This is a genomic window from Bacteroides sp. B1-V-101, from assembly GCF_023656585.1.
Lineage (GTDB): Bacteria > Bacteroidota > Bacteroidia > Bacteroidales > Bacteroidaceae > Bacteroides > Bacteroides thetaiotaomicron.
The window spans coordinates 1-26,583 of record NZ_JAMOKH010000051.1 but is presented as its reverse complement, the minus strand read 5'-3'; the positions used below and the strand labels follow the sequence as shown (position 1 = coordinate 26,583).

The following is a 26,583-nucleotide window of genomic DNA, read 5'->3' as shown; positions in this document are numbered from 1 at the left end:
ATCTTTATTTTTTTATTTAACGATAGTAATAATGAAGCAAGAAGCGAGTAAGAAGAAGTACGGGACACTACTACATCTATCTTTTTCTTTTTCAACGGATTGTAGTACATGTAGTAACATAGTAATTATTTATCCTTTAAAAAAGGAATAAATATATTCTATATATTATATTGCCGTTTTTTCTTTTTCCCGGATTTTCCAAAAGTTTGGGATTCTATCTTACTTCATACTACATAATTGGTAAACTGTTGTTTATTAAATCATTATGTGTATATCAGACAATATGTAGAAGCTACTACATTCCGGTTCTACCCGTAATCATCCCCTGTACGGGAAGCCGGAACGGGCTTTATCCTGTACCCATATACCGGATAATGGTTGTTGTTGATGCGCTTCTGTACCCGCTTGAAACCGATTTTCCGCAATGATTCGCCCAGCCTTTTTTCGGATAGCTGGACGGGGGATATATTACGCAGGTATGCGAGTACCTGTGCCGTTGTCATGAAGAACAGGGCTTCTTCCTCCTCTGTCGGCTTCTCAAAGTATTGTGTCAGCATCTCAAACTCGATTGTCTGTACCTCAAATTCCGCATTTGTCAGGTGCAGTTCTTCAATCTCCGCATCATTGAACCAGTAGCGCACGCCCTGACGGTACAAGTACATGATTTCGGAATAGACGTTATCCATGCGGATGCTTTCTGCCGTGGGCTTGTCTATGTGCAGCACCTCGAACGGCAAAAAACGCCTGCTGCCTGTCGGGTCGGTCAGGAACTCGTTGCCGTTCACCGAAGCCATGAAGCTGGCGAGGTGCGGGTATTCCTCGATGTAAATATCATACGGTCTGCGGTACTTCACCGCCGGAGTGGTGATAAGATTCTTCAATGCGTTCTCGTTCTGCTTGTTGAGTTCCTTTAGCTGGTCGTCAATGTTGATGAATAGGTATTCGGCTATCAGTGTCAGGATATCTTTGCCCTGCGGGTCTATCTTCCCGGTGAACAGGTAGTTCTTAAGCGGTGTCGGGCAAAGGTTGTCCAGCCACCACGATTTGAATTGTCCCTGCCTGTCCCCGGTCAGTACCAAACAAGTATGGTTCTGACACCCCGTGTCGTTCATCGCGTTGGCTACCACACCGATAAGCCATTTCGTGAAATATTCCTCCCATTTGCCGGGGTTGGCTACCTGTACCGTGTTCAGAAGCCTGCCGATATGCCCGTGTTCGGCAGGATTAAGTAAGGGCAGGGCGTTGAAATACTCCTGTATGGGGTGAGCCTTTCTTGCGAAGTCGCTTTCCAGTATCATGCGTATGTTGTCGGTTGAGGTGGCTATGTCAGCCGTTGCGTCCAGCCTGCGCCTGAAAGTGTTCAGGGCGAATTTTGTAACGGGCTGGTACAAGTCCGAAGAACCCGCAGCCCGGTATTCCGTCCGGCTCTTTACGGTGTTGAACCGGAAATCGTACAGGACGTTCAACAGGCTTTCGATGCGCTCGTTCTTCGACTGCCAGCCCTCGATATGCCGTGTTTCATCACCTCTTTTCTTTTTCATCGGGAAGTCTGTTAGAAGCCGGGACATACTGCTGCTGCATCCACTTTTTGAGTTCCTCCATGTCGAAACGCAGGGTACGCCCACGCTTGACGCAGGGTATCAGTCCCTTGCTGGCTAAATGATACAGGTAATTGACCGAATACCCGGTTATGCCGCTGGCAACGGATATTTTGACTAACACAGGCTCTTTTCCGTCCTGCCGTTCTTCGGGCTGTGCGCCCATGACCGGGGCAATCATCTTTTCGATGTTCTCCAGCCGTTTGAAAATTTCTTCGAAAGGATTATTCATAGGTGCTTGTTTTTTGAATTAGCACCACAAATAAAATAAGAAAAATCGGTAAAAAACAAAGCGTCAGCCGTTTGGAATCGCTTTGCTGCGCTCTGCACCAAATTAATGTCGGTAAATAGAAAACGGCTTTGTGTTCATTACCTTACTTAATAAGTAAGTGGGGGAAACCGGGATTTCTGTTCTCTTATTGTTTCTTTCCTGCTCGTTTGGGGCAGTGGTGGACATTTTTGGACACGCAAGGTCATTTGCGGACAGAAAGAAACAACCTGTCATTCAGTCTTATATATTTGCACCAGTGAAGAAAAACGGAGTATTGATAATAATAAATATATCGGTTATGGAAATAGTGACGATTGAAAAGAAAACTTTTGAATTTTGGAAACAGAGGTTTGAAAATTTTGTGGGGCGTGTGGATGCGCTCTGTGTGCCTTTACGCAGGAAGCGTGACAAATGGCTGGATAACTGCGAGACCTGCCGTTTGCTGAATGTTTCAGCCCGGACGATGCAGACCTACCGTGACACGGGGAAACTGCCTTATTCGCAGATTAACAATAAGATTTACTATAAGGCTTCGGACGTGGAAACATTTCTGCTTAGCCAAGTAAGGGACAATTCTAAAAAGTAGGCGTATGGATTTGATAACGAAAGATTCCGAAACCACGCTGGTACTGTTTTCCTCCCTTGACAGGGTGCTGGAAAACGTGGAGTACGTGGTAATGAACTATCGCCCGGTATTGAACGGTGAACACTACTTGACGGGCGAGGAAGTGTGCAGACGGCTTTGCATCAGCAAACGAACGTTGCAGGATTACAGGGACACGGGACTGCTGGGATATGTGCAGCTTCCGGGAAAAATCATCTACCGGGAAAGCGAGATTTTAGACCTGCTGGAAAGGTATTACAGAAAATGAAATCTTGAAAACGTGAAATCTTGTTTTCTGTATTTATTGTTTGATTAATTAAAAGCCAGCAATCATGGTTTCTTGAAAACTATGTTGCTGGCTTCTTCATGTTTATGCGGATAGTCTTTTCAATATCTTGTTAATTTTGAATTTTTATGAATGCTTTCCCATTTTGATTCTCTATAATTTTCATTGCAGGTGTTGATGAAAATGTATGAGTTGTAGCATGAAACACAGACAGAACTAAATCTTGTAATTGAGAGTCTTTTTCAAGATATTCTATTTTTAACCCTTTTGATTCTGCTTTTTCACGGGATATATGGCGACCATGACTTTTAAAGTTATCGTGATTAGCCAAAAAAGATGCTATATTCTCTATAATAGGAGCTTTGACATCTGGAGCTTCTGTTTTGAACATGAATCTATTAAGCCAATCTCTAATTAAGTTTTCAGACATTTTGATATAATTTTCACATTGTGTAATGACAGAAGGACCATATTGATTAAGTAATATAGCCCATGCTTGTTTATTGGGTTCGTTTACTTCTTGTAATGCTTTATAGAATTGGTCAATTATTGCTTTTGCTGGATTACTTGTGGGACCGTTAGGACTATTAATAATCAACTGTGGGTCTACGGGACCTATATTAGAATGTTTTCCCATGACAATACTAGCTCCTGAACATGCAATCATTGTGGCAGCAGACATTGCTATTTGGGGAATAATAACTCTTACTTCAGGAAATTGAGCATGCAAATATTCGACAATACCTTCTGCTGCTTCGGGAGAACCTCCCGGACTGTGTATAATTAAATCTACAGGCTTTTTTTCAAGTCCGTATGAAACTTCCATCATTCCTTGCACATCTTCCTCTGTTACCGAAAGTAATTCGGGAGCTCCACCTTTTTGGGTAAAAGCAGTTGCGTACAAAATAATATTTCTGTTTGTATATTTAGATAGTTCAGAAAGGTATTTGCGTCGAATAAAATCAAAAGGAGCAGAATTCCCTTGGGCACTTTCGACTTTTAATTCTGTTAATATTTCACTCCATGTTGGCATAATTGATTCGGTTTAGATTTAATGTTATATTCAATTGAAGAATTTGCAGAAACAGTGTCACTGACGGTTTTATAACGAGTTCCACTAGTTATTTCCCATTTTTGTTTTTCTTGCTCTTGCAATATTTGATATATCGCAGGATTATTTACTTTTAAGTTTTCTATGATTCTGTTCATGGCTGTTATAACGATTACTTTAAATGCAAATATAGGCCTTTTTCCTTTTAAAAGTTTACAATTCAGCATTAAAGTTGCTGAAAAATGATATTTTTCTCTCTACGTATTGCATATCCCTTAGTATCGTTTGGTCTAATACCTTTGCGTAGTGCTGCGTCATTCGGGTGGATGAATGCCCCAGCATTTTAGCCACGTTCGGCAGTGACACGTTGTTAGCCAGCGCAATAACCGAAGCGAAACTGTGCCGGGCTGTGTGCGTGGTCAGGTTCTTTTTAATACCGCAAAGGTCGGCAATCTCTTTCAGGTAGCTGTTCATCTTCTGATTGCAGGGAACGGGCAACAAAGTTCCTTTATCCATGCAGTAGGGGTTATCCTTATACTTTTCAAGTATCTGTTTGGGAATGCTCAAAAGCGGGATGTTACAGAGGTTGTTTGTCTTTTCACGGGGTTTCACTATCCACAGGTTGCCGTTGCTGTCCTCTGAAACGTGTTCGGGGCGTAAGTTATACACGTCTATGAATGCCAGCCCGGTATATACGCAGAAGATAAAAACATCCCGTACCAGTTCCAGCCGTTCAATCCTGAACTCTTTCTGCCATATCCGGTTTATCTCGGCTTGGCTTAGGAACTGTTTGTTTACCTCCACCTCGTGAAACTTGATTCCTGCAAACGGGTTCTTTGTCAGCCACTCGTTGGCAATGGCAAGGTTTATCACTTTCTTAAAACATTTCATGTACCGGATAACGGTATTCTGTGCGCAATGCTTCTCCGTCTTTAGGTATAAATCGAATTTGCGTACCAGTTCCCCGTTTACCTCACGCAGTAACATATCATCTACCTTGTAATCCCGTTTAACCAGTTCCATGAGGTATTTAAGGCAATTGTCGTAACGTCTTACGGTGATGTCGGCATAGTCTGTCCCGATTAGCTTCCGGCAGTTGTCATTATGTTCCTTGAATACATTATACAATGTCTTGAAAGTTTCGTCCTTTCCCTGATAGCGGTTCACTATGGCACGTGCGGAGATAATCTTTCCCTCCAGTTCCAAGTCTTGGTAAATCTGATAGAATTTCACACGCAGGGCGTCAATGTAATGGTTAAGTTCTACGGAGTTTCGGTCTTTGCCTGTCGACTTCTCTTTTTCCTGCGACCAAAGTGGGACTTTTACACTCCGCTTTAGTTGAAGTTCCACGTATAGGCGGTCATAAGTGACACGCACACGCACGGGTGCTTCCCCGTTTTTTAACAGTTTGCTACGCTTGATGAAGAACAACACGCTGAATCTTTTTCTTTCCATACGGCTCAATTTTTAATGATACAAAGTTAGGAAATCGAACCGAGAACCCTGTTATGTAAAATAGTGCAACGTGCTGTAAAAGAATGAAGTAAATACCTCGCAGTGGAACATTTCGGGCTTTTAAAAACAGTCCCTTGAATAAGGACGTATGGTTTGCTTCAATCCCACTAATTTTGCCTATTCTTGGAAAAGGAAAATCCCCGAACTTCTTTGAAATTCAGGGATTTACATCGTTTTGCCTTCTTAAAAAGTGGTGCCACCAGGAATCGAACCGGGGACACAAGGATTTTCAGTCCTTTGCTCTACCAACTGAGCTATGGCACCGTAAGGCTAATTCAACTCAGTTGTTTCTCTTTTGCGGTTGCAAAGGTAGTTAAACTTTTGGATTCTGCAAGGGTTCTATAAATAAAAAACACTGATAAAAAGCTACTTTGCTTATTATCAGTGTTGTATGGAATGAAATATTTTTCAGTATATAACTGAGAAAATCTATTTATCTTCTTTCAGCGGATTCCATCCCTGAGCTTTCAATTCAAATTCTTGTCCGTCACGGGTAATCAATGCGCAACCGAGTTCGGGTTTGGTGATATGCCCGATGAGACGGATTCCCTCCATCTGTGATACTTTCTCATGATCGGCAATGGGGACAGTGAAAAGCAATTCATAATCTTCACCGCCATTCATAGCACAAGTGGTTAGGTTCATGTTGAATTCTTCTGCCATGACAGCCGTCTGATAGTCAATAGGAATATGTTCCTCATAGACACGGCATCCGGTATTACTTTGTTTGCAGATATGCATTAATTCGGATGACAGGCCATCGGAGATGTCCATCATGGATGTGGGGACAATATTGGCAGCCGCCAGTTTTTCGATGATATCTTTACGGGCTTCCGGTTTCAACTGGCGTTCCAGCAAGTATTCTTTGCCGGTGAAGTCCGGTTGGACATCCTTTTCGCCTTTCAGTACTGTTTTTTCACGTTCCAGAAGTTGCAGCCCCATATATGCGGCACCCAAGTCACCGCTGACACAAATCAAGTCTGTTTCTTTGGCTCCGTTGCGGTAGACTACTTTATCTTTGTCAGCGTCTCCGATACAGGTGATGCTGATGGCAAGTCCCGTAAGAGAAGAGGATGTATCGCCTCCGATAATGTCAACATGATACTGTTGGCATGCCAGACGAATGCCTGAATAAAGCTCTTCCATGTCCTCTACGCTGAAGCGTTTGGAGAGAGCGAGCGATACGGTAATCTGTCGCGGAGTACCATTCATTGCATAAATATCGGAGAAATTGACTACGGCCGATTTATATCCCAGATGTTTCAGAGGGACATAAGTCAGGTCGAAATGAACACCTTCCATCAATAGATCGGTAGTCACTAATATTTGTTTCTCCGAAGGGTAGGAGAGGACGGCGGCATCATCACCCACTCCGTATTTGGTAGATTCGTTTTCTGGTTTAATTCCCTCGGTGAGGCGGTCGATCAGACCAAACTCGCCGAGAGTTGCTATTTCAGTTCGCATAAATAGAGTTTAGTATTAAGCACGGTTGATAAGTTCACGCATGATAGTGGTCATTTTAGGTTGGGCTGCGTCCGCTGCCTTCTGAACTTCTTCATGCGATACTTCTACAATTTTTCCTTCTACTCCCAAGTCAGTGATGACGGAGATTCCGAATACCTTGATTCCGCAGTGGTTGGCTACGATCACTTCGGGAACGGTAGACATACCGACTGCATCGGCACCCAGAATGTGGAATAGTTTATATTCAGCAGGAGTCTCGAAAGTAGGGCCTTGCGTACCGATATAAATTCCATGTTGTACCTTAATGCCTTTTTCCTGAGCAATCTCGTCAGCTTTACGAATCAGTTCCTTATCATATGCTTCGCTCATATCCGGGAAGCGTGGACCATAAGGAATATTCTTGCCACGAAGCGGATGTTCGGGGAAGTAGTTGATATGATCGGTGATAATCATCAGGTCGCCGATTTCAAAAGCTTCGTTTGTACCACCGCTGGCGTTGGACACAAACAATGTTTTGATACCCAGCTCACGCATTACACGTACAGGGAAAGTCACTTCCTTCATGGAATAACCTTCATAATAATGGAAACGCCCCTGCATTGCCATGATGTCTTTGTTGCCCAACTTGCCGAAAATCAGTTTACCGCTATGACCTTCGACAGTAGATACCGGGAAGTTAGGAATATCCGAATACTTTATTTCATACTTCTCGGTGATCTCGTCTGCCAAACTGCCAAGTCCGGTGCCAAGGATGATGGCTGTTTCAGGACTGGTGTGCATTTTCCCTTTCAGAAAAGCTGCTGTTTCTTGTATTTTCTCTAACATAGCCAATAATGTGTTGGTTAAATTTATCTTGTTGATTTTGTAATATCTCAATCTCAATCGGCAAGGCGTAAATAAACGGTTTCAGTTCCTCGCTCAATACCGGATGATGAATCAGGCGGGTTGCATCTTTCTCGGTGGTGACAATCAGTTTATGTTCACCTTTCAGTTTTCCGAATCGTTCCTTGATCTGTTGTATGTCCCGATGACTGAAATGATGATGGTCGTCGAATGAAAGCGAATCAATCTGATCGGTATACATTTTCAACTCTTCGAGAATAGGCGCAGGTGATGCAATGCCCGTTACCAGCAGAATATCCGTATTCGTTAAAGCACTCAGCGGTAACTCATTCACTGTAGAATCAATCTCTGAATTTGCTGATGGAAATACCGGTTGCAGATTTCCATAACGAAACGATGAGAAGTATAACTGCTGATAAGGATAGAGGTTCAGTCGTTTTGTGATAATATTATAGTCAATCGGCTTAATATCCTGCGGGCACTTTGTGACAATGACGATTTGTGCCCGGTTTTTACCGTTGACAGACTCGCGCAGACGACCTGCCGGAAGTAAAGTATCGTCGCAGAAGAGGCGGTGATAATCCGTCAGCAGGATGCTTAGTCCCGGCTTGACGTAACGGTGCTGGAAAGCATCATCCAGCAATACAACTTCAATGGACGGTTCTTTGATGGATAGTAATTGTTCTATGCCATGGCAACGGTTCTCATCGACAGCTAGTGTGACAGACGGGAACTTGGTATGCATCTGGTAAGGCTCGTCACCGATGCTGCGTGCAGTACTTTGGGGAGTGGCAAGCACATATCCTCGGCTATGCCTTTTATATCCCCGGCTTAATACTGCCACATGATAGTTATCACGAAGCAGCTTTATCAGATATTCGGTGTGCGGCGTCTTTCCCGTGCCGCCTACAGACAGGTTGCCGATGCAGATGACAGGAACACCAAAACTCTTTGACCGGAGGAATCCCCAGTCAAAGAGTTTGTTTCTTACTGTTACCACTGCCCCGTAAATCCATGAGACAGGGTAAAGCCACTTATGTATCTTGATAAAGTGTTCGTCCATGCAGTACAGTTTACTTGATATTTAGTTCAAACGGAATGCGTGCCTGAATCATGGAACGCTCTTTTAAATTTTTCAGCATACCGAATTGTTGATAATACTCTCCTAACTTGCTTTTCAATATTTGTGATTCCACATAATTAGTGGGTTTCGTATTGAGCAGTGAAGAAAGGAGGTCTTGTTTTGCCGGATAAGAAACAACTGTATATCCTTCGATTCCTGCTTTCCTGACAGCAATCTCCAAAGCTGTATCAATACCTCCGAGTACGTCTACCAGTCCAAGTTCTTTAGCAGCTTCTCCTGTCCATACACGACCTTCAGCTATTTTCTCAATGGCCTCTTTGCTCATATGGCGCCCCTCAGCGCAGCGATTGACGAATGTATCATAACCTTGGGTAATCATCATCTGCATCAGTGTCTTCTCATCCTGATTGAAAGGACGCATGATATTTCCAAAATCTGAAAATTTATTTGTTTTTACCACATCGTAGGTCAAACCGATCTTTTCTGATAATTCCTTAACATTCGGTACCATACCGAAAATTCCGATGGATCCCGTCAATGTAGTCGGCTCTGCAACGATTGTATCGGCTACACAAGAGATATAATAACCACCTGATGCGGCATAATCACCCATAGAAACAATTACTGGTTTCTCTGTTTTCAGTTCTTTCACGGCATGCCAGATTTGTTCGGATGCAAAAGCACTTCCACCCGGTGAATTAACACGGAGAACGACAGCTTTTACATCCTCGTCATCTTTTAGCTTACGCAAGTCACGAATAACTTTTGTGCCTACAATTCCCTCTTCAGAAGTTGAAGAACCGCTGTAATCTGTGATTTCTCCGGAGGCATAATAGACCGCTACGATGTTACCGCTTTTATCTTTCGGCATGTTTTTTTTCACATTGATCATATCACTCAACCCTAGCACCGGAAGGCGGTCATCTTCTTTCAAGTCCACCCACTGTTTAAGATAATTGCGAACATCATTGCGGTAAATCAATGTGTCCGCCAAGCCACATTGCACACTTTCCTCTGCCGGATAAAACATCAGCATACGGTCAGCTAAAGCATTCAGTGAATCTACGGGGAGGCTGCGGGAAGCAGATACCCCTTCGGTAACCTGTCCCCAGATCGAGTTGATAAAAGCTGTCACCTGTTCACGATTGGCAGGACTCATTTCTGTAGAAATAAACGGTTCTACGGCGGATTTATAAGTACCTACTTTAAATATCTGCATTTCTACCCCGATCTTTTGCAGTAAGTCTTTATAAAACAGAGGAGCGGAAGCGATGCCTTTCCACTCAATCATTCCTTTCGGATTGAGCAATACCTTGTCCGCTACACTGGAAAGATAATAAAGTCCTTGTGTATAGCTATCTCCGTAGGCTATGATGAACTTTCCGCTTTCTTTAAAGTCGAGCAATGCGTTACGGATTTCCTGCAAAGATGCATACGAAGTTCCGAGCATACTTGCCTGCAGATAAATTCCTTTGATATTTTCATTTTCTTTTGCTTTTTTGATGGAAGAAAGAATATCGTCCAGCCCGTATGTATTGGAGTCGTCGCTGAACAACTGTGATAAGATACCTAACGGACTCTCCTGAGTGCGTTCGACTAATACACCGTTCAGGTCGAGCATCATCACAGAATTCTTTTTCACTATTGTTTCTGTATCCGCGGTTGATACAATGCCGAACAATGTTACCATGCCGATAATAAATAATACAATGCTTGACAGGATGATACCGGTCACAGTGGCGAGCGTAAATTTCAAGAAATCTTTCATTATACTATTGTTTTTTTGAGTCAGCTTGTTTTAAAGCTAACAAAGATAAATAATTGAGTTGATATTTATTCAATAAGTCGTGCGAATTTTTGTTTTGTCACAATGAATCAGGTTTATTTGCTTTTAGAATGCTGCCCGGAACAGGGTAGATATAAATTTTGAATGATCGGACTTGGGGACCATTTTTCTATTGTATTTTAGTGTAGCATTGAGAATTATTCTCTAAATTTGTAGCATTAACTTAACATTATGATTATCATGAAAAGAAAATCCCCTGTGATGGCCGTTGCTTTGGCGGGACTGTTTATGTACACTTCCTGTTCTCCGACGGAGCAAGCGGAAACGAAAGATTACACTCAGTATGTGAATACCTTTATTGGTGCTGCTGACAATGGGCATACATTCCCCGGAGCTTGCTATCCTTTCGGAATGATACAGACCAGTCCGGTGACGGGTGCAGTAGGTTGGAGATATTGTTCGGAATATACTTATCAGGACTCTCTGATCTGGGGCTTCACTCAGACTCATCTGAACGGAACCGGATGTATGGATTTGGGGGATATTCTGGTGATGCCGGTTACCGGTACCCGTGCCCGTGCATGGGATGCTTATCGCAGCCATTTCCCGAAAGACAAGGAAGCTGCTACTCCGGGATATTATACAGTCGAATTATCCGATCCGCAGGTAAAGGCGGAACTGACTGCTTCTATCCATGCAGCTCTTCATCGTTATACATATCATAAAGCGGATTCAGCTTCTCTGCTGATTGACTTGCAGCACGGACCTGCCTGGAGAGAAGAACAATATCATTCACAAGTGAATAGTTGCGAAGTGAACTGGGAAGATGCTCAGACGCTGACCGGACACGTGAATAACACGGTCTGGGTTGATCAGGACTACTTCTTTGTGATGAAGTTTAATCGTCCGGTAATAGATTCGCTTTACCTTCCGATGGGAGAAACTGAGAAAGGAAAGCGAATCATTGCTACTTTCGACTTGAAGCCGGGAGATGAACTGATGATGAAGGTGGCCCTTTCGACTACCAGCGTAGAGGGAGCAAAGAAGAACTTGCAGGCTGAAATACCAGACTGGAACTTTGACGGTGTGAAGCTGGCTGCCCATGACGAATGGAACATCTATCTGAGTCGCATTGACGTAGAGGGTACGGATGATGAAAAGACGAATTTCTATACTTGTTTTTATCACGCACTGATTCAGCCTAACCAGATTTCAGACGTAGACGGTATGTATCGTAATGCTGCCGATTCGATTGTGAAGGCCGGAACAGGAACATTCTATTCAACCTTCTCTTTATGGGATACTTATCGTGCCGCTCATCCATTCTATACATTAATGGTTCCCGAACGTGTGGATGGTTTTGTTAATTCATTGATAGAACAAGGTGAAGTACAAGGCTTCCTGCCTATTTGGGCATTGTGGGGAAAAGAAAATTTTTGTATGATCGGCAATCATGGTGTATCTGTTATTGCTGAAGCCTACCGAAAAGGTTTCCGTGGTTTTGATGCGGAACGTGCTTTCAATATGGTGAAGAAGACACAGACTGTATCTCATCCGTTGAAGTCCGACTGGGAAGTGTATACGAAATACGGATATTTCCCGACAGATCTGACAAAAGCGGAATCCGTCTCTTCAACTCTGGAATCGGTATATGACGATTATGCGGCAGCTGACATGGCCCGTCGTATGGGAAAAGAAGAAGATGCTGCTTACTTTGCGAAACGTGCAGATTATTATAAGAACTTATTCGATTCACAGACGAATTTTATGCGTCCGCGTAAAGCTGACGGAACCTGGAAATCTCCGTTTAATCCTAGTGATGTAGGACATGCGGAAAGTACAGGCGGTGACTATACGGAAGGAAATGCATGGCAATATACCTGGCATGTGCAACACGATGTTCCCGGTTTGATTGCTCTCTTCGGTGGAGAAGAACCTTTCCTGAACAAGCTGGATTCCCTGTTTACAGTGAAACTGGAAACAACCCAGGCTGATGTGACAGGTTTGATCGGACAGTATGCACATGGTAATGAGCCCAGTCATCATGTTACTTATTTATATGCTTTGGCAGGGCGTCCGGAACGTACACAGGAACTAATCCGTGAAATCTTTGATACTCAATATAAGAACAAGCCTGACGGACTTTGTGGTAATGATGACTGTGGTCAGATGTCCGCATGGTATATGTTCAGTGCAATGGGTTTCTATCCGGTAGATCCGGTAAGCGGTGATTATGTATTCGGAGCTCCTCAGTTACCGAAGATTGTGCTACATCTGGCTGATGGAAAGACCTTTACTGTGATCGCTGAAAACTTATCGAAGGAACATAAATATGTGGATAGTATCACGCTGAATGGCGAACCTTATACAAAGAATACGATTTCTCATGAAGATATTCTGAAAGGTGGTACACTCGTATATAAGATGAAATAGACTGTATACAGAGTAGTATAAAGAAGATCCCTCCAAAGTTTTTTTTCTTTGGAGGGATTTTTGGCTTTATATGCTTTAAATTCGAATAATTCTCTAAATTTGTGCTATTAATCTGACTGGTACATTCATGGAGAATACTGAAACTTTAATAGTGGAACAACTGAAGATAGGCAATGAAAATGCTTATCGTTACATATATGATCATCACTATGCCCTGCTCTGTTATGTTGCCAATGGTTATCTAAAAGATCAGTTCCTTTCCGAAACCATTGTAGGAGATACTATCTTTCATTTATGGGAGATACGTGAGACTTTGGATATTTCAGTCTCTATCCGTAGTTACCTGCTGAGAGCTGTCCGTAATCGTTGCATTAACTATCTTAATTCGGAACGTGAAAAGAGAGAAATAGCATTTTCTGCTCTTATGCCCGATGAGATAACGGATGATAAAATCATACTGTCCGATTCGCATCCGTTAGGTATTTTACTGGAACGTGAACTTGAAAACGAAATATATAAGGCTATCGATAAATTGCCGGACGAATGCCGTCGGGTTTTTGCTAAAAGTCGCTTTGAAGGAAAATCATACGAAGAAATTTCCGGTGAACTGGGAATATCTATTAATACAGTTAAGTATCATATAAAGAATGCTTTAGCTTCTTTACACGCTCATTTGAGTAAGTACCTGATTTCTCTATTACTATTTTTTTTCAGGTAAAGCGAAAAAAAATCATTTTCTGACTACCCTTAATTAAAAAACAACTGTCTCCTTTATAGAAAGCATAAATATGGAAGAAGAAAATAAACATATTGATGAACTGATTGCCAACTATCTGACTGAAGGTCTGGATAAGAACGCTTTAGATGAACTAAAAACATGGATTGCCGCATCGGCTGAAAATCAGCAATATTTTATCCGTCAGCGGGAGATCTGGTTTTCAGCTGTAAGTCGTGAAGCCGCATCTGTCTATGATAAGGATAAAGCGTTTGAGAATTTTAGAAACCGTGTCGAAAGTCAGAAGGAAATTCAGAGCACTTCCCGTCGAGGTTTTAGCCTGTCAGCGTTGTGGCGTTATGCTGCGGTTGTTGTAATCATAATAGCGGTGGGATGTATTTCTTATTGGCAGGGAGAGGTGAATGTGAAAGATACTTTTGCAGATATTTCAGTAGAAGCCCCTTTAGGATCAAAAACAAAACTTTATTTGCCGGATGGCACATTAGTCTGGCTTAATGCCGGTTCACGCATGACATACTCGCAGGGGTTTGGTGTCGATAACCGAAAAGTAGAACTGGAAGGGGAAGGATATTTTGAGGTAAAGCGGAATGAGAAGATTCCCTTTTTCGTAAAGACTAAAGACTTGCAATTACAGGTGTTGGGAACAAAATTCAATTTCCGTGACTATCCGGAAGATCATGAAGTGGTCGTTTCTTTGCTGGAAGGTAAGGTCGGATTGAACAACTTGTTGAGAGAAGAAAAAGAAGCAGTCCTTTCACCTGATGAAAGGGCCGTATTAAATAAGGCGAACGGGCTTTTGACTGTAGAGTCGGTTACCGCATCCAATGCGTCTCAGTGGACGGACGGTTACTTGTTTTTTGATGAAGAACTCTTACCGGATATCGCCAAAGAATTGGAACGTAGCTATAATGTGAAGATTCACATAGCCAATGATTCCTTAAAAACATTCCGCTTCTATGGCAACTTCGTTCGTCGTGAACAAAATATCCAGGAAGTACTGGAAGCACTGGCTTCTACGGAAAAAATGCAATATAAGATTGAAGAACGTAATATAACTATCTACTAACCGGTTACCAGAGATTATAATGCTATGATTGTTTAACCTTAAAAATTGAAAAGTATGAATAAAGAGAAAAATACAGAATAATCTTTAGCTGACAAATAAGGAGAGACAAATAAAAAACCGGAAGATTTCGGACATCTCCCGGCTCCTTGAATCTCTTCTTTCAACAATCATCTAGTGTGAATATGTTTTCAAAAGAGAATGTGCAAAGTTAGCAAAATACATCTCTTTTAAAACGAGTTATTCAAGTTTTAATTAATAATTTGTTTATTTTATGAATTACAGGAAGAAGGCCATATTAATGGTCATGGCTCTGTTTTGCCTTAACATAGCAATACTAGCCCAGGCTGTTTCATTGAAAATGGATAACGTTTCAGTGAAAGAAGCAATGACCCAGTTGAAGAATAAAAGCGGATATTCTTTCGTTTATAAAGTCGGAGATCTGGATACAAAGAAGATTATAACTGTAAAGGCGAAAGAGCTGAATGAGGCTATCGATCAGATATTGTACGGACAAGACGTTGTCTATGAAGTGAAAGGGAAGAATGTAATTGTTCAGAAAGGACAAGCCAGGCAGAATACTTCAAAGGATGGTAAAAAACGTAAGATCACAGGTGTGGTGAATGATGTTAACGGCGAGCCTATTATCGGTGTTACCATCAAGGAGAAAGGGACAACTAACGGAACGGTATCGGATATAAATGCGAAGTTTACGTTGGAAGTATCACCGGGAGCGGTATTGGAACTGTCTTACATCGGCTATCAGCCTTTGGAAGTGAAAGTTGGAAATCAGACAGATTTATCCATCGTTTTGTATGAAAAGCAAGAATTGCTGGATGAAGTTGTGGTAGTGGGATACGGTACAATGAAGAAAAGTGACTTGAATGCTTCGATTGTTTCTGTAAAGTCTGAGAAACTCAATAAAGCAGCTTCACCGAACTTCTCTGAAATGTTGATGGGACGTGCGGCAGGACTTACTGTAAAACAGGGGAGTGCACAGCCCGGTGGTGGTATTGAAGTTCTGATTCGGGGTGCGGCTTCTACCGGTGCGGGGAATGATCCGCTGTATGTGGTCGATGGTTTCCCCATAGTGAATGCCGGTGTCAATCCGGGAAGCGGTAATCAGTGGACGGCAGGAAGCAACAGCCCTTTGAGCAGTATTAACCCTAACGATATCGAATCCATAGAGATTTTGAAGGACGCTTCGGCAACTGCCATTTATGGTGCGCGGGGTGCTAATGGAGTTGTTCTGATTACGACAAAAAGAGGTACTCAGGATACGAAAGTAGAGTATAACATGAATATGTCGTTTCAGACTATAAATAAACGACCGGAATTATTGACGGCCGGAGAGTTAATGACTACTCAGAACAGTTACTATAAAGAACAGTATTTAATGCAGAATCTGGTATATCCTTATGGGAATACAGATCCGGGTGCTGTCAGCCCTTATGTGCCTATGTACACGGATGAAGAAATAGCAAAAGCCGGAAAAGGGACCAACTGGTATGATATGATTACCCGTACAGGTCTTATCCAGCAACATAACCTCACAGTGACTTATGGTAATGAAAAGATGAGATCATTGATTTCGCTGAACTACTTCGATCAGAAAGGAGTGGTGAAAACATCCGGTTATAAACGCTATAGCTTCCGTTATAATCTGGACCATAAAATAACGAAATGGTGGGATTATGGTATTTCTGCCACAGCCTCTTATGTAGTCGATCAGAATGCGACACTGGGGGGAGGATATGACAGTACGGCAGGTATTATTGAATCGGCGTTAAGTTATAGTCCGACAGTGAAGGCGGAACGAGACCTGACGACCGGCAAATGGATGGAAGATCCTAAGCAGGCATTGCTCAATCATCCTTTGTCTTATCTCGACATTGAGGATGAGACAAAGACCAAGCGTTTTCTGGCAACAGCATTCACTAATTTCTATTTTATAAAAGATGTGTTCTGGTTGAAACTGTCTGCCGGTGCGGATATCCGCGACGGGTCCCGCCATAGCTACTATCCGATGACTACGAAATATGGAAGTAGTGTGAATGGAGATGCGAATATCAATTCCGCCAACCGTGAAGACTATGTGGCAGATATGGTTTTCAATTTTCAGAAGACTTTCAAGGAGAGACATAAACTTCTTGCATTACTGGGATATTCGTATCAGGTGCAGAATGATGACGGAGCGTATGCACGTGCTATGGGATTTATGTCTGATGCGTTGATGTATTATAAACTACAGGCAGGTGAAACGCGTCCGGTGGTCAGTTCTTATAAAAATAAACACGTGTTGGCTTCTTATTTTGGTCGTGCCCAATACTCTTTCAAAGACAAGTATCTGTTTACTTTTACTGCCCGTATCGATGGTAGCGACCGTTTTGGAAAGAACAACCGTTATGCTTTCTTTCCTTCGGGAGCATTTGCGTGGAGAATGAATCAGGAAGATTTTCTGAAAGATGTCAACTGGCTCTCCGATGCCAAGTTGCGTGTCAGCATGGGACAGGTGGGTAATGAAAATCTGCCTAACGATGCTGCTTCCGAGTACTTTGCCTTTGACGGCAGAAATTATTATCTGGGAGATACAGAAAAGAGAGGAGTAAATCTGGGAAAGTTCGGTAATCCTGATTTAAAGTGGGAAACGACTACAGAAGTTAACTTCGGACTGGATTTCGGTTTCTTCCGGAATCGTATCAATGGTAGTGTAGATGTTTTCTTTAAAGAGGTAAAAGACCTGCTGAGCTGGCGTTCGCTGCCGCATACAGCTGTCACTACCGGTATATGGTCCAACATTGGAAAAACAAAAAGTACCGGTTTTGAACTGACGCTGAATACAGTGAACCTGGAAGGACCGTTACATTGGGAATCGACATTGACGTATACTTCCTATCGTGACAGATGGAAAGAACGTGATCCGAAAGTAATCCTGGCTCCTTATGTCAAAGAAAACGATCCGGTAAGTGCTATCTATACGCTGATTCCGGACGGTATAAAGCAGGCGGGTGAAGATACGCCGGCTATGCCGGACTTGTTACCGGGACAGCGCAAATATAAAGATGTGAACGGACTCGATGAGGAAGGGAATCTGACAGGAAAGCCTGATGGGAAAATAGACCAGGCAGATGTCGTATATCTGGGGACACGTGCACCGAAGTTTACTATGGGATTCTCGAATGATTTCCGGTACAAAGGATTTGATCTGAATATCTATCTTTATGCTTCGGTTGGCGGATACTCCTATCCTTACACTCAGGTAGAACACGGGGTGTATGGTGGAAACGGCATCCAGAGGCTGAAAGACAATAATAACTTTTTGGCGGATATAAAAAATCGTTGGACTTCCGACAACATGAGTTCTGCTATGCCTAGTGGCGAAGTGAACAGCTATGATAGCTACGGTGCTCCGAACTGGGAGAAGAATACATATTTACGTCTGAAGAGCGTAACGTTGGGATATGATTTGAGCAGACTGTTTAAAGCTGATAAGTTGAAAGTAAGATTTTACTTTTCCGGTCAGAATCTGCTGACGTTTACCGGATATAAAGGACTCGATCCGGAAGTTGAAAACGACCGGGCGTCATATCCTCAACAGAAGACTTTTTCATTTGGACTTGATGTGAAATTTTAAACTGGAATGTCATGAAGAAATTAGCTAAAAAACTATTATTACTATTTATAAGCATTCAGTTTGTAGCCTGTGAGGGGAGCTTGGAACCTCACTTGTATGGAGTTGTAGATACTGGAAATGCGTTTAATACTCCTGCAGACCTTTCGGCTGCAACGGTTGCCCTTTATTATGAATTACGCCAAAAAGGCTGGGGACCTTATTTGTTTTGTGATGGAAGTTCTTTTGTAATGGATGAGGTTTCAACCGAAGAATGGACTACCAAATGGTCATGGGTTGCTTTTCTGAATGGTTCGTGGACGGATGCTGACCAGATGGTGAAAGGATTCTATAACTGGACTGCTCCTAATATCACCCGTTGCACTTATACGATAGCGAAAATGGAAGAGTCTCCGGTAACCCAGTCGGTGAAAGACTTGTATATTGCGGAGGTCCGGGCGCTCAGAGCCTTTTTCATGTTCGATTTATATCGGCTTTATGGTCCTATGCCAATGATTCTGGAAGCCGACCAGGCAATCAATCCGGATCCGGATTATAAACCTTACAGACCTACGTCTGAAGAAGTCGGAACTTTCCTGAGGACAGAACTGCGTGCTGCTGCCGACGCACTTCCGGTAGAACAAGCTGAATATGGACGCATCACAAAAGGAGCTGCCCTGCATTATTTACTGAAATATTATATGCATGAAAAGCAGTGGCAGAATGCTCTCGAAACGGCAAATGAGATTATCGGTCTGAATTACTATGAACTGGAGAAGGATTATGCAAGTATATTTTCAGCTCAGAACGAAGGTAATAAAGAACTGATGTTTGTTGTGAGGGCTGAACCACTGGCAGATTATGGTAATCATACATATGCAAATATTTTGCCGGGTGACTACGCTTCACCTTATGGAAACATCGTAGAAGGATGGTCCGGACACCGGATGCCGTGGGAATTCTATGATACGTTTGATGAAAATGACCGGCGAAGAGCTTTGGCACAGGCCGAATATACATCAAAGTCCGGTGCTACAGTTGATTTGAGGGCCAGTGGTGATGTAGGTGCTTTGCCTTTGAAATATGGGATTGATCCTGAAGCTACAGGCACATGGGCAGGCAATGACAAGGTACTCGACCGATATGCAGAAGTGTTGTTATTTAAGGCGGAAGCATTGAATGAACTGAATGGTCCTAATCAGGGGAGTGTCGATCTGATTAATGATATCCGGAAACGTGCTTTTGGCTTTGGCACCTCTCTGCCTGCAATACCCGTTTTTAAAGAGAGCTTTGACGGAGAGTTTGTTGACAATGTTATAGGGATATTCTCGATGAATAACTACGATCAGGCCGGTGGATCTGCCTGGAAGTATGATGTGGATAAAAACAACACGTTGAATAACGGAAACAGCTTACATGTGGAAGTTGAATCTTCGGGTACGGAATTCTGGACTTTGCAGATGCGAACAGAACCTTTGGTTGCAAAAGGGCGTAAGTATTCAATAAAGATGAAGTTGAAAGCCTCGAAAGACATTCAGTTTGAAATACGCGTTGAAGGACCATTGAGCCACATGGAATCCATCTCTTTGAAAGCAGGCGAAGTAAAGGAATTCTCCACACAGACAGGTAAAGCTACGGAAGATCAAAATTGTGCTCTGTTCCTTGCCTTGGGAAATTCCGGAAGCGGATATGAACTTTGGATTGATGAAATCGAGTTTACAGCAATGGAACAGGCTGCTGATGGTGGAGACGCTATCATAAAGCAATTATCCGATTTCCCGGATAAGGAGTCGTTGAGAGACTGGATTCTGAAAGAAAGAGGTTGGGAGTTCTGGTATGAAGGAAAGCGCAGGGAAGATTTGATCCGGATGGGGAAATATGTAGAAACCGGTAAGAAGTATAGTACTAATTTCTCAGAGAAGAATCTTTTGTTCCCGATTCCTACTTCGGTTATTATTGAAAATTCTCATATCGAGCAGAATCCTCATTATTGATCTTGAACAATTTATTTATCAGTTTTCAATAGGTATTTTATTAAATAATCATTGATATATGAAAAAGTTAAAGCATTCTATTCTTTCGCTCTTGTTATTGATGGGAGCGTGTATTGTCAGTTGTAGTAATGATGATGGACAGACTTCCTCCACCGATCCGGATGAAGTAGGGGGAGAAAGTTTCACGATTCCTGTATCGAGTTTGCGTTTGCGGGACCCGTTTATTCTGGTCGACAAGAAAACTTCGATGTATTATCTTCATTTCAATAATAACTTGAAAATCAGAGTTTATAAAAGTAAAGACCTGTCCACGTGGAAAGACGAAGGATATTCTTTTATAGCTAAAACTGATTTCTGGGGGCAACAGGATTTTTGGGCACCGGATGTGTATGAATATGAAGGACGTTATTATTTATTTGCTACTTTCAGTAATGCGGGAGTGAAGCGGGGAACTTCTATTCTAGTTTCCGATAGTCCGAAAGGTCCTTTCACTCCACTTGTAAACAAGGCGATTACTCCTTCCGGCTGGATGTGTCTGGATGGATCTTTGTATATTGACAAAGAAGGAAATCCCTGGCTGTTGTTCTGTCGTGAGTGGCTGGAGGCCATCGACGGTGAAATTTATGCCCAACGGCTGGCGAAAGATCTGAAAACGACAGAAGGTGATCCGTATCTGTTGTTCAAGGCTTCGGAAGCTCCCTGGGTAGGCTCTATTACAAGTTCCGGGGTGACAGGCAATGTTACGGATGCGCCTTTTATCTATCGTCTGGATGATGGAAAACTGATTATGCTATGGTCCAGTTTCCGAAAGACAGATGGAAAATATGCTATCGGGCAGGCTGTCTCGGCATCAGGTGATGTGCTTGGTCCTTGGGTGCAGGAGCCCGAAACGTTAAATAGTGACGATGGCGGACACGCGATGGTATTCAAGGATCTTAAAGGCAGGCTGATGATTTCTTATCATGCACCGAATTCGCAGACGGAACATCCGGTGATAACACCTATTTATATTAAGGATGGAAAATTTGTAGCTCTGAATTAATGTGGCTTTTTCTTTCTGAACCGTCTATTGTATATAGATTCAGTTGACAGAAATAAATAATCTATTTTGCGGGTATATGTCTCATTATTTAGAAGGAAGTGTTAACTTTGGCGAAATAGATTCTGTTGACCGATGTTGCCGTTATTGTATAGAAGGTAAAGTCAGAAAAGTAAATAAATAATTTGAAGAGCTTATGAAAATAAGAAATCTGGTGTTTGGTGCCATTTGTGGCATTATATTCTTTTCCTGTTCGGAGTCTGGTGGGGGAAAAGAGGTAGAGATGGATCGCTTTGTCACAGACCTGATGGGTAAAATGACGATCCGTGAGAAGCTGGGACAGTTGAACCTGCCTTCCGGTGGCGACTTGGTGACAGGCTCGGTGATGAATAGTGAGCTTAGTGATATGATTCGCAAAGAAGAGATCGGTGGCTTTTTCAATGTAAAAGGAATCAAAAAAATCTATGACCTGCAACGGCTGGCAGTGGAAGAAACCCGATTGAAAATTCCCTTGATAGTCGGGGCGGACGTCATACATGGTTATGAAACGATTTTCCCGATACCGTTGGCCCTCTCATGCAGTTGGGATACGTTGGCTATTCAGCGGATGGCGCGGATTTCTGCCATTGAAGCCAGTGCGGATGGCATTTGCTGGACATTCAGCCCGATGGTAGATATCTGCCGGGATGCCCGTTGGGGACGTATTGCCGAAGGAAGCGGTGAGGACCCTTATCTGGGTTCACTGTTGGCAAAGGCCTATGTGCACGGTTATCAAGGTGACAGTATGCAGGGAAAAGATGAAATCCTTTCTTGTGTAAAACATTTCGCCCTCTATGGAGCATCAGAAGCCGGTAAGGATTATAATACAGTCGACATGAGCCATCTGCGTATGTATAACGAATATTTTGCTCCTTATCGGGCGGCGGTTGAGGCTGGTGTCGGTAGTGTGATGAGTTCTTTTAATATAGTAGACGGCATACCGGCTACGGCAAATAAATGGCTGTTGACAGACGTGCTTCGTGACGAATGGGGATTTCAGGGACTTTTGGTCACAGACTACAATTCCATTGCTGAAATGTCCATTCATGGTGTGGCTCCTTTGAAGGAAGCCTCTGTCCGTGCTTTGCAGGCGGGGACGGATATGGACATGGTTTCCTGCGGCTTTCTCAATACGTTGGAAGAATCGCTGAAAGAGGGGAAAGTCACCGAAGCACAGATTGATGCAGCTTGCCGTCGTGTGCTGGAGGCTAAGTATAAACTGGGCTTGTTTGCCGATCCATATAAATATTGCGATACGTTACGTGCGGAAAAAGAACTTTATACACCTGAGCACCGTGCAGTTGCACGCGAGGTTGCGGCAGGGACGTTTGTTCTACTGAAAAATGAGAATCACCTGCTTCCGTTGGAGGAAAAAGGGAAAATTGCATTAATAGGTCCGATGGCAGATGCACGCAATAATATGTGCGGAATGTGGAGCATGACCTGTACTCCGTCCAGACATGGTACATTACTCGAAGGAATCCGGTCGGCAGTAGGAGACAAGTCTGAAATACTTTATGCCAAAGGCAGCAATGTATATTATGATGCGGAAATGGAAAAAGGAGCTGTCGGCATCCGTCCGTTGGAACGTGGTAATGATCAGCAACTGCTGGCCGAGGCATTGCGTACGGCTGCCCGTGCCGATGTGATTGTGGCTGCTGTGGGTGAATGTGCGGAAATGAGTGGTGAATCTCCTTCCCGTACTAATCTGGAAATCCCTGACGCTCAGCAGGACTTATTAAAAGCATTGGTGAAAACAGGTAAGCCTGTGGTACTGCTCCTGTTCACCGGTCGTCCTTTGATCTTGAACTGGGAAAGCGAACACATTCCTTCTATTCTGAATGTATGGTTCGGAGGTAGTGAGACAGGGGATGCCGTTGCCGATGTTCTGTTTGGCAAAGCCGTCCCGTGCGGCAAGCTGACTACTACCTTCCCTCGTTCGGTAGGGCAACTTCCTTTGTTCTACAATCATTTGAACACCGGACGTCCGGACCCGGACAACCGTGTTTTCAACCGGTATGCCAGCAACTACCTGGATGAGGGTAACGAACCTCTTTATCCTTTCGGATACGGTTTGAGTTATACCGACTTTGTATATGGCGACCTGCAGCTCAGTTCGGAAACCTTGCCGAAAAATGGAAACCTGACAGCTTCCGTTACCGTCACCAACAAAGGGAACCATGACGGCTATGAAACGGTACAAATCTATTTGCGTGATATCTATGCGGAAGTAGCGCGTCCGGTGAAAGAGCTGAAAGGCTTCGATCGTATCTTCCTGAAAAAAGGAGAAAGCCGTGAAGTGAAGTTTGTACTTACGGAAGATGACCTGAAATTTTATAATTCCGGGCTGCAATATATCTACGAACCGGGAGAGTTTGACGTGATGATAGGTACGAACAGTCGTGATGTACAGACAAAGCGCTTTATTGCGGAATAATTATTTTGAAATCTAATATATTAGTTACAACCATGAAAAAACTTACATTTTTATTATTATGTGTCTTGTGTACGCTTTCGTTGCAAGCTCAGAAGCAATTTACACTAGCCTCACCTGATGGAAATCTGAAAACGACAATAACCATTGGCGACCGGCTGACTTATGACATTACATGCAACGGCAGGCAGATTCTGACTCCTTCTCCCATATCAATGACGTTGGATAACGGGACTGTCTGGGGAGAAAATGCGAAATTATCCGGAACTTCCAGGAAGAGTGTGGACGAGATGATACCATCTCCTTTCTACCGTGCCAGCGAATTGAGAAATCATTATAATGGACTGACCTTGCGTTTCAAAAAAGACTGGAATGTAGAGTTTCGTGCATACAATGACGGTATCGCCTACCGTTTTGTGAATCAGGGGAAGAAGCCTTTTCGTGTGGTGACGGAAGTATCTGATTATTGTTTTCCATCGGATATGACTGCCTCCGTGCCTTATGTAAAAAGCGGTAAAGACGGTGATTATAACTCCCAGTTTTTTAATTCTTTCGAGAATACGTATACAACGGACAAACTGTCGAAGCTGAATAAACAGCGCTTGATGTTCTTGCCGTTGGTAGTAGATGCGGGCGATGGAGTGAAAGTCTGTATCACAGAGTCCGATCTGGAAAATTATCCGGGACTTTATCTTTCTGCTTCGGAAGGCGCGAATCGTCTGAGCAGTATGCATGCTCCTTATCCGAAGCGTACGGTACAGGGTGGTCACAACCAGCTTCAGATGTTGGTGAAGGAGCATGAAGACTACATTGCCAAAGTGGATAAGCCGAGAAACTTCCCCTGGCGTATAGCCGTGGTTACTACCACCGATAAGGACCTTGCCGCTACCAATCTCAGCTACCTGTTAGGTGCGCCTTCACGTATGTCCGATCTTTCATGGATTAAACCGGGAAAGGTTGCTTGGGACTGGTGGAATGACTGGAATCTGGATGGCGTTGATTTTGTGACCGGAGTAAATAATCCGACTTATAAGGCATATATAGACTTTGCTTCTGCAAACGGTATCGAGTATGTGATACTTGACGAGGGATGGGCAGTGAACTTACAGGCGGATTTGATGCAGGTTGTCAAGGAGATTGACCTGAAAGAACTGGTAGATTACGCAGCTTCTAAAAATGTAGGTATCATCCTTTGGGCCGGTTATCATGCATTCGAGCGTGATATGGAAAATGTGTGCCGTCATTATGCCGAAATGGGAGTAAAGGGTTTCAAAGTGGACTTTATGGACCGTGACGATCAGGAAATGACTGCATTCAACTATCGTGCCGCTGAAATGTGTGCTAAATACAAGCTGATTCTCGACCTTCACGGCACTCATAAGCCTGCCGGATTGAACCGTACTTATCCGAATGTGTTGAATTTCGAAGGAGTCAATGGGTTGGAGCAGATGAAATGGAGTTCACCGTCAGTAGATCAGGTGAAGTATGATGTGATGATTCCTTTCATCCGTCAGGTTTCCGGTCCGATGGATTATACGCAGGGGGCGATGAGAAATGCTTCCAAAGGTAACTATTATCCCTGCAATTCTGAACCGATGAGTCAGGGAACCCGTTGCCGCCAGCTAGCCCTGTACGTGGTGCTTGAATCTCCTTTTAATATGTTGTGCGATACTCCGAGCAACTATATGCGTGAACCGGAATCAACGGCATTTATCGCAGAAATACCAACTGTATGGGATGAAAGTATCGTTCTTGACGGTAAAATGGGAGAGTATATTGTGACAGCACGCCGGAAAGGGGATGTCTGGTATGTAGGTGGAATTACAGATTGGAGTGCACGTGATATTGAAGTCGATTGTTCTTTCCTGGGTGATAAATCTTATCATGCTACTTTGTTTAAAGATGGTGTGAATGCTCATCGGGCAGGTCGTGATTATAAGTGTGAGTCCTTTCCGATAAAGAAGGACGGTAAACTGAAAGTTCATCTGGCACCGGGAGGAGGTTTTGCCCTTAAGATAAAATAATTACTTTAGAGTTGAAACTAGTTTTTTATCGTCACCCGTCACCTTTTTAGAATAAAGTATTAATATATAAACCAATAGCGGTGACGGCAAATGCTGATGGCTAAGTGACGGCAAGAGTTTTACGCTTTTTGCCGTCACTTTTTGTGTTGTAAACTGATCCTTGGTCTAGCATATTATTCTCCTAGAGATAATCAGGCTCTCTCTTTACGCTCCACAGTGATTTGATAGCCGTTTTGCTCTCATGCTCTAACAGTTCGTCTGTATCCCTTTATTCATCGATGTTTTAGTAGTTAGAGATCCAATGGTAGCAGAGTGAGAGCAAGTGTTTGCTCTCACTCTTCCATGTATCATTATCTGTCATTTGTTTGATATTGTCATTTGATTTACAGTGTGTTAATATCTGAGGTATCAATTATTAACGATTGATGTTTCAGACATTAATAATTGAGAAATCAGTCTTTAATGGTTGATAACTCATCTGTTTTTGAGTGATAAGTGATTTATTGTTTCTTGGAAGAGCAGGTTAATCGAACAGTTGGTGCGGTCAAGTTAATTGAATCATATAAGTAAGGCATCAGTTCCTGCCTTGTGTCTTACCCTGGATTTGGTTGACTACTATAAGTATCAACTAAAATGAATAAAAGATGAAAAAGAGTGACATGACCTTTAGTCCTTATCAGCTTGAACTTCTTGGCGATTTCTATCGTTC

General features: G+C 43.0%; 19 protein-coding genes and 1 tRNA gene. 10 read left to right on the top strand and 10 right to left on the bottom strand.

Going from position 1 to position 26,583, the window contains the following annotated elements:
• Positions 1–308: 308 nt before the first annotated feature.
• A complete protein-coding gene (locus NBH01_RS23710) occupies positions 309–1,541 on the bottom strand; it encodes a virulence-associated E family protein (RefSeq protein ID WP_005645885.1) in 1,233 nt (410 codons plus the stop codon).
• Complete coding sequence (locus tag NBH01_RS23705; RefSeq protein ID WP_005645883.1) at positions 1,522–1,830, bottom strand: helix-turn-helix domain-containing protein; 309 nt, start codon at positions 1,828–1,830, stop codon at positions 1,522–1,524. The genes NBH01_RS23710 and NBH01_RS23705 overlap by 20 nt, the downstream gene beginning before the upstream one ends.
• Positions 1,831–2,167: 337 nt before the next feature.
• On the opposite strand from NBH01_RS23705, the gene NBH01_RS23700 reads away from it, so the two are divergent.
• Both NBH01_RS23700 and NBH01_RS23695 read left to right on the top strand, forming a co-directional pair.
• A complete protein-coding gene (locus tag NBH01_RS23700; protein ID WP_005645881.1) occupies positions 2,168–2,455 on the top strand; it encodes a helix-turn-helix domain-containing protein in 288 nt (95 codons plus the stop codon).
• 4 nt (positions 2,456–2,459) lie between these two features.
• Positions 2,460–2,741 carry a helix-turn-helix domain-containing protein gene (locus NBH01_RS23695; protein WP_005645879.1) on the top strand — a complete coding sequence of 94 codons (282 nt, stop codon included), beginning with the start codon at positions 2,460–2,462 and terminating at the stop codon, positions 2,739–2,741.
• Between the two features lie 130 nt (positions 2,742–2,871).
• On the opposite strand, the gene NBH01_RS23690 is transcribed toward NBH01_RS23695, so the two are convergent.
• The 8 genes from NBH01_RS23690 to sppA all read right to left on the bottom strand — a co-directional run bounded on the left by NBH01_RS23690 (position 2,872) and on the right by sppA (position 10,484).
• Positions 2,872–3,792: an SDH family Clp fold serine proteinase gene (locus NBH01_RS23690; protein ID WP_005645877.1), complete on the bottom strand. Its 921-nt coding sequence runs from the start codon at positions 3,790–3,792 to the stop codon at positions 2,872–2,874.
• The gene (locus tag NBH01_RS23685; RefSeq protein ID WP_005645875.1) at positions 3,768–3,968 is read right to left on the bottom strand and encodes a hypothetical protein; all 201 of its coding nucleotides are present in this window, start codon (positions 3,966–3,968) and stop codon (positions 3,768–3,770) included. Before NBH01_RS23685 ends, NBH01_RS23690 begins: the two co-directional genes overlap by 25 nt.
• A gap of 55 nt (positions 3,969–4,023) precedes the next feature.
• Positions 4,024–5,265, bottom strand: a complete 1,242-nt coding sequence (locus tag NBH01_RS23680; RefSeq protein WP_005645871.1) for a site-specific integrase — start codon at positions 5,263–5,265, stop codon at positions 4,024–4,026.
• A 251-nt stretch (positions 5,266–5,516) separates the two neighbouring features.
• Positions 5,517–5,589: transfer RNA gene (locus NBH01_RS23675), tRNA-Phe, on the bottom strand.
• A 165-nt stretch (positions 5,590–5,754) separates the two neighbouring features.
• Positions 5,755–6,789 carry a thiamine-phosphate kinase gene (gene thiL, locus NBH01_RS23670; RefSeq protein WP_008765468.1) on the bottom strand — a complete coding sequence of 345 codons (1,035 nt, stop codon included), beginning with the start codon at positions 6,787–6,789 and terminating at the stop codon, positions 5,755–5,757.
• A gap of 15 nt (positions 6,790–6,804) precedes the next feature.
• The gene (locus tag NBH01_RS23665; RefSeq protein ID WP_008761225.1) at positions 6,805–7,614 is read right to left on the bottom strand and encodes a purine-nucleoside phosphorylase; all 810 of its coding nucleotides are present in this window, start codon (positions 7,612–7,614) and stop codon (positions 6,805–6,807) included.
• Positions 7,553–8,695, bottom strand: coding sequence for a tetraacyldisaccharide 4'-kinase (gene lpxK, locus NBH01_RS23660; protein ID WP_008765467.1), 1,143 nt, complete (start codon positions 8,693–8,695; stop codon positions 7,553–7,555). Before lpxK ends, NBH01_RS23665 begins: the two co-directional genes overlap by 62 nt.
• Positions 8,696–8,705: 10 nt before the next feature.
• Positions 8,706–10,484: a signal peptide peptidase SppA gene (gene sppA / locus NBH01_RS23655; protein ID WP_008765466.1), complete on the bottom strand. Its 1,779-nt coding sequence runs from the start codon at positions 10,482–10,484 to the stop codon at positions 8,706–8,708.
• Between the two features lie 258 nt (positions 10,485–10,742).
• Between sppA and NBH01_RS23650 the strand changes: the two genes are divergently transcribed.
• The 8 genes from NBH01_RS23650 (at position 10,743) to NBH01_RS23615 (ending at position 25,874) form a co-directional block, all read left to right on the top strand.
• On the top strand, positions 10,743–12,935 hold the full coding sequence (locus tag NBH01_RS23650) for a GH92 family glycosyl hydrolase (RefSeq protein ID WP_008765465.1): 2,193 nt from the start codon (positions 10,743–10,745) through the stop codon (positions 12,933–12,935).
• Positions 12,936–13,062: 127 nt separating this feature from the next.
• Entirely contained in the window at positions 13,063–13,653 is a 591-nt protein-coding gene (locus tag NBH01_RS23645) for an RNA polymerase sigma-70 factor (protein WP_008765464.1), read from the top strand.
• Positions 13,654–13,723: 70 nt separating this feature from the next.
• Positions 13,724–14,737 (top strand): FecR family protein, encoded by a 1,014-nt coding sequence (locus NBH01_RS23640; protein ID WP_250700336.1) that lies wholly within the window; start codon positions 13,724–13,726, stop codon positions 14,735–14,737.
• 271 nt (positions 14,738–15,008) lie between these two features.
• Positions 15,009–18,368, top strand: a complete 3,360-nt coding sequence (locus NBH01_RS23635) for a SusC/RagA family TonB-linked outer membrane protein (RefSeq protein WP_008765462.1) — start codon at positions 15,009–15,011, stop codon at positions 18,366–18,368.
• An 11-nt stretch (positions 18,369–18,379) separates the two neighbouring features.
• Positions 18,380–20,338, top strand: a complete 1,959-nt coding sequence (locus tag NBH01_RS23630; RefSeq protein ID WP_225658394.1) for a RagB/SusD family nutrient uptake outer membrane protein — start codon at positions 18,380–18,382, stop codon at positions 20,336–20,338.
• Between the two features lie 58 nt (positions 20,339–20,396).
• Positions 20,397–21,380: a glycoside hydrolase family 43 protein gene (locus tag NBH01_RS23625; RefSeq protein ID WP_016269673.1), complete on the top strand. Its 984-nt coding sequence runs from the start codon at positions 20,397–20,399 to the stop codon at positions 21,378–21,380.
• A gap of 193 nt (positions 21,381–21,573) precedes the next feature.
• Entirely contained in the window at positions 21,574–23,853 is a 2,280-nt protein-coding gene (gene bglX / locus NBH01_RS23620; protein ID WP_225658393.1) for a beta-glucosidase BglX, read from the top strand.
• 32 nt (positions 23,854–23,885) lie between these two features.
• A complete protein-coding gene (locus NBH01_RS23615; RefSeq protein WP_225658392.1) occupies positions 23,886–25,874 on the top strand; it encodes a retaining alpha-galactosidase in 1,989 nt (662 codons plus the stop codon).
• Positions 25,875–26,583: the final 709 nt, after the last annotated feature.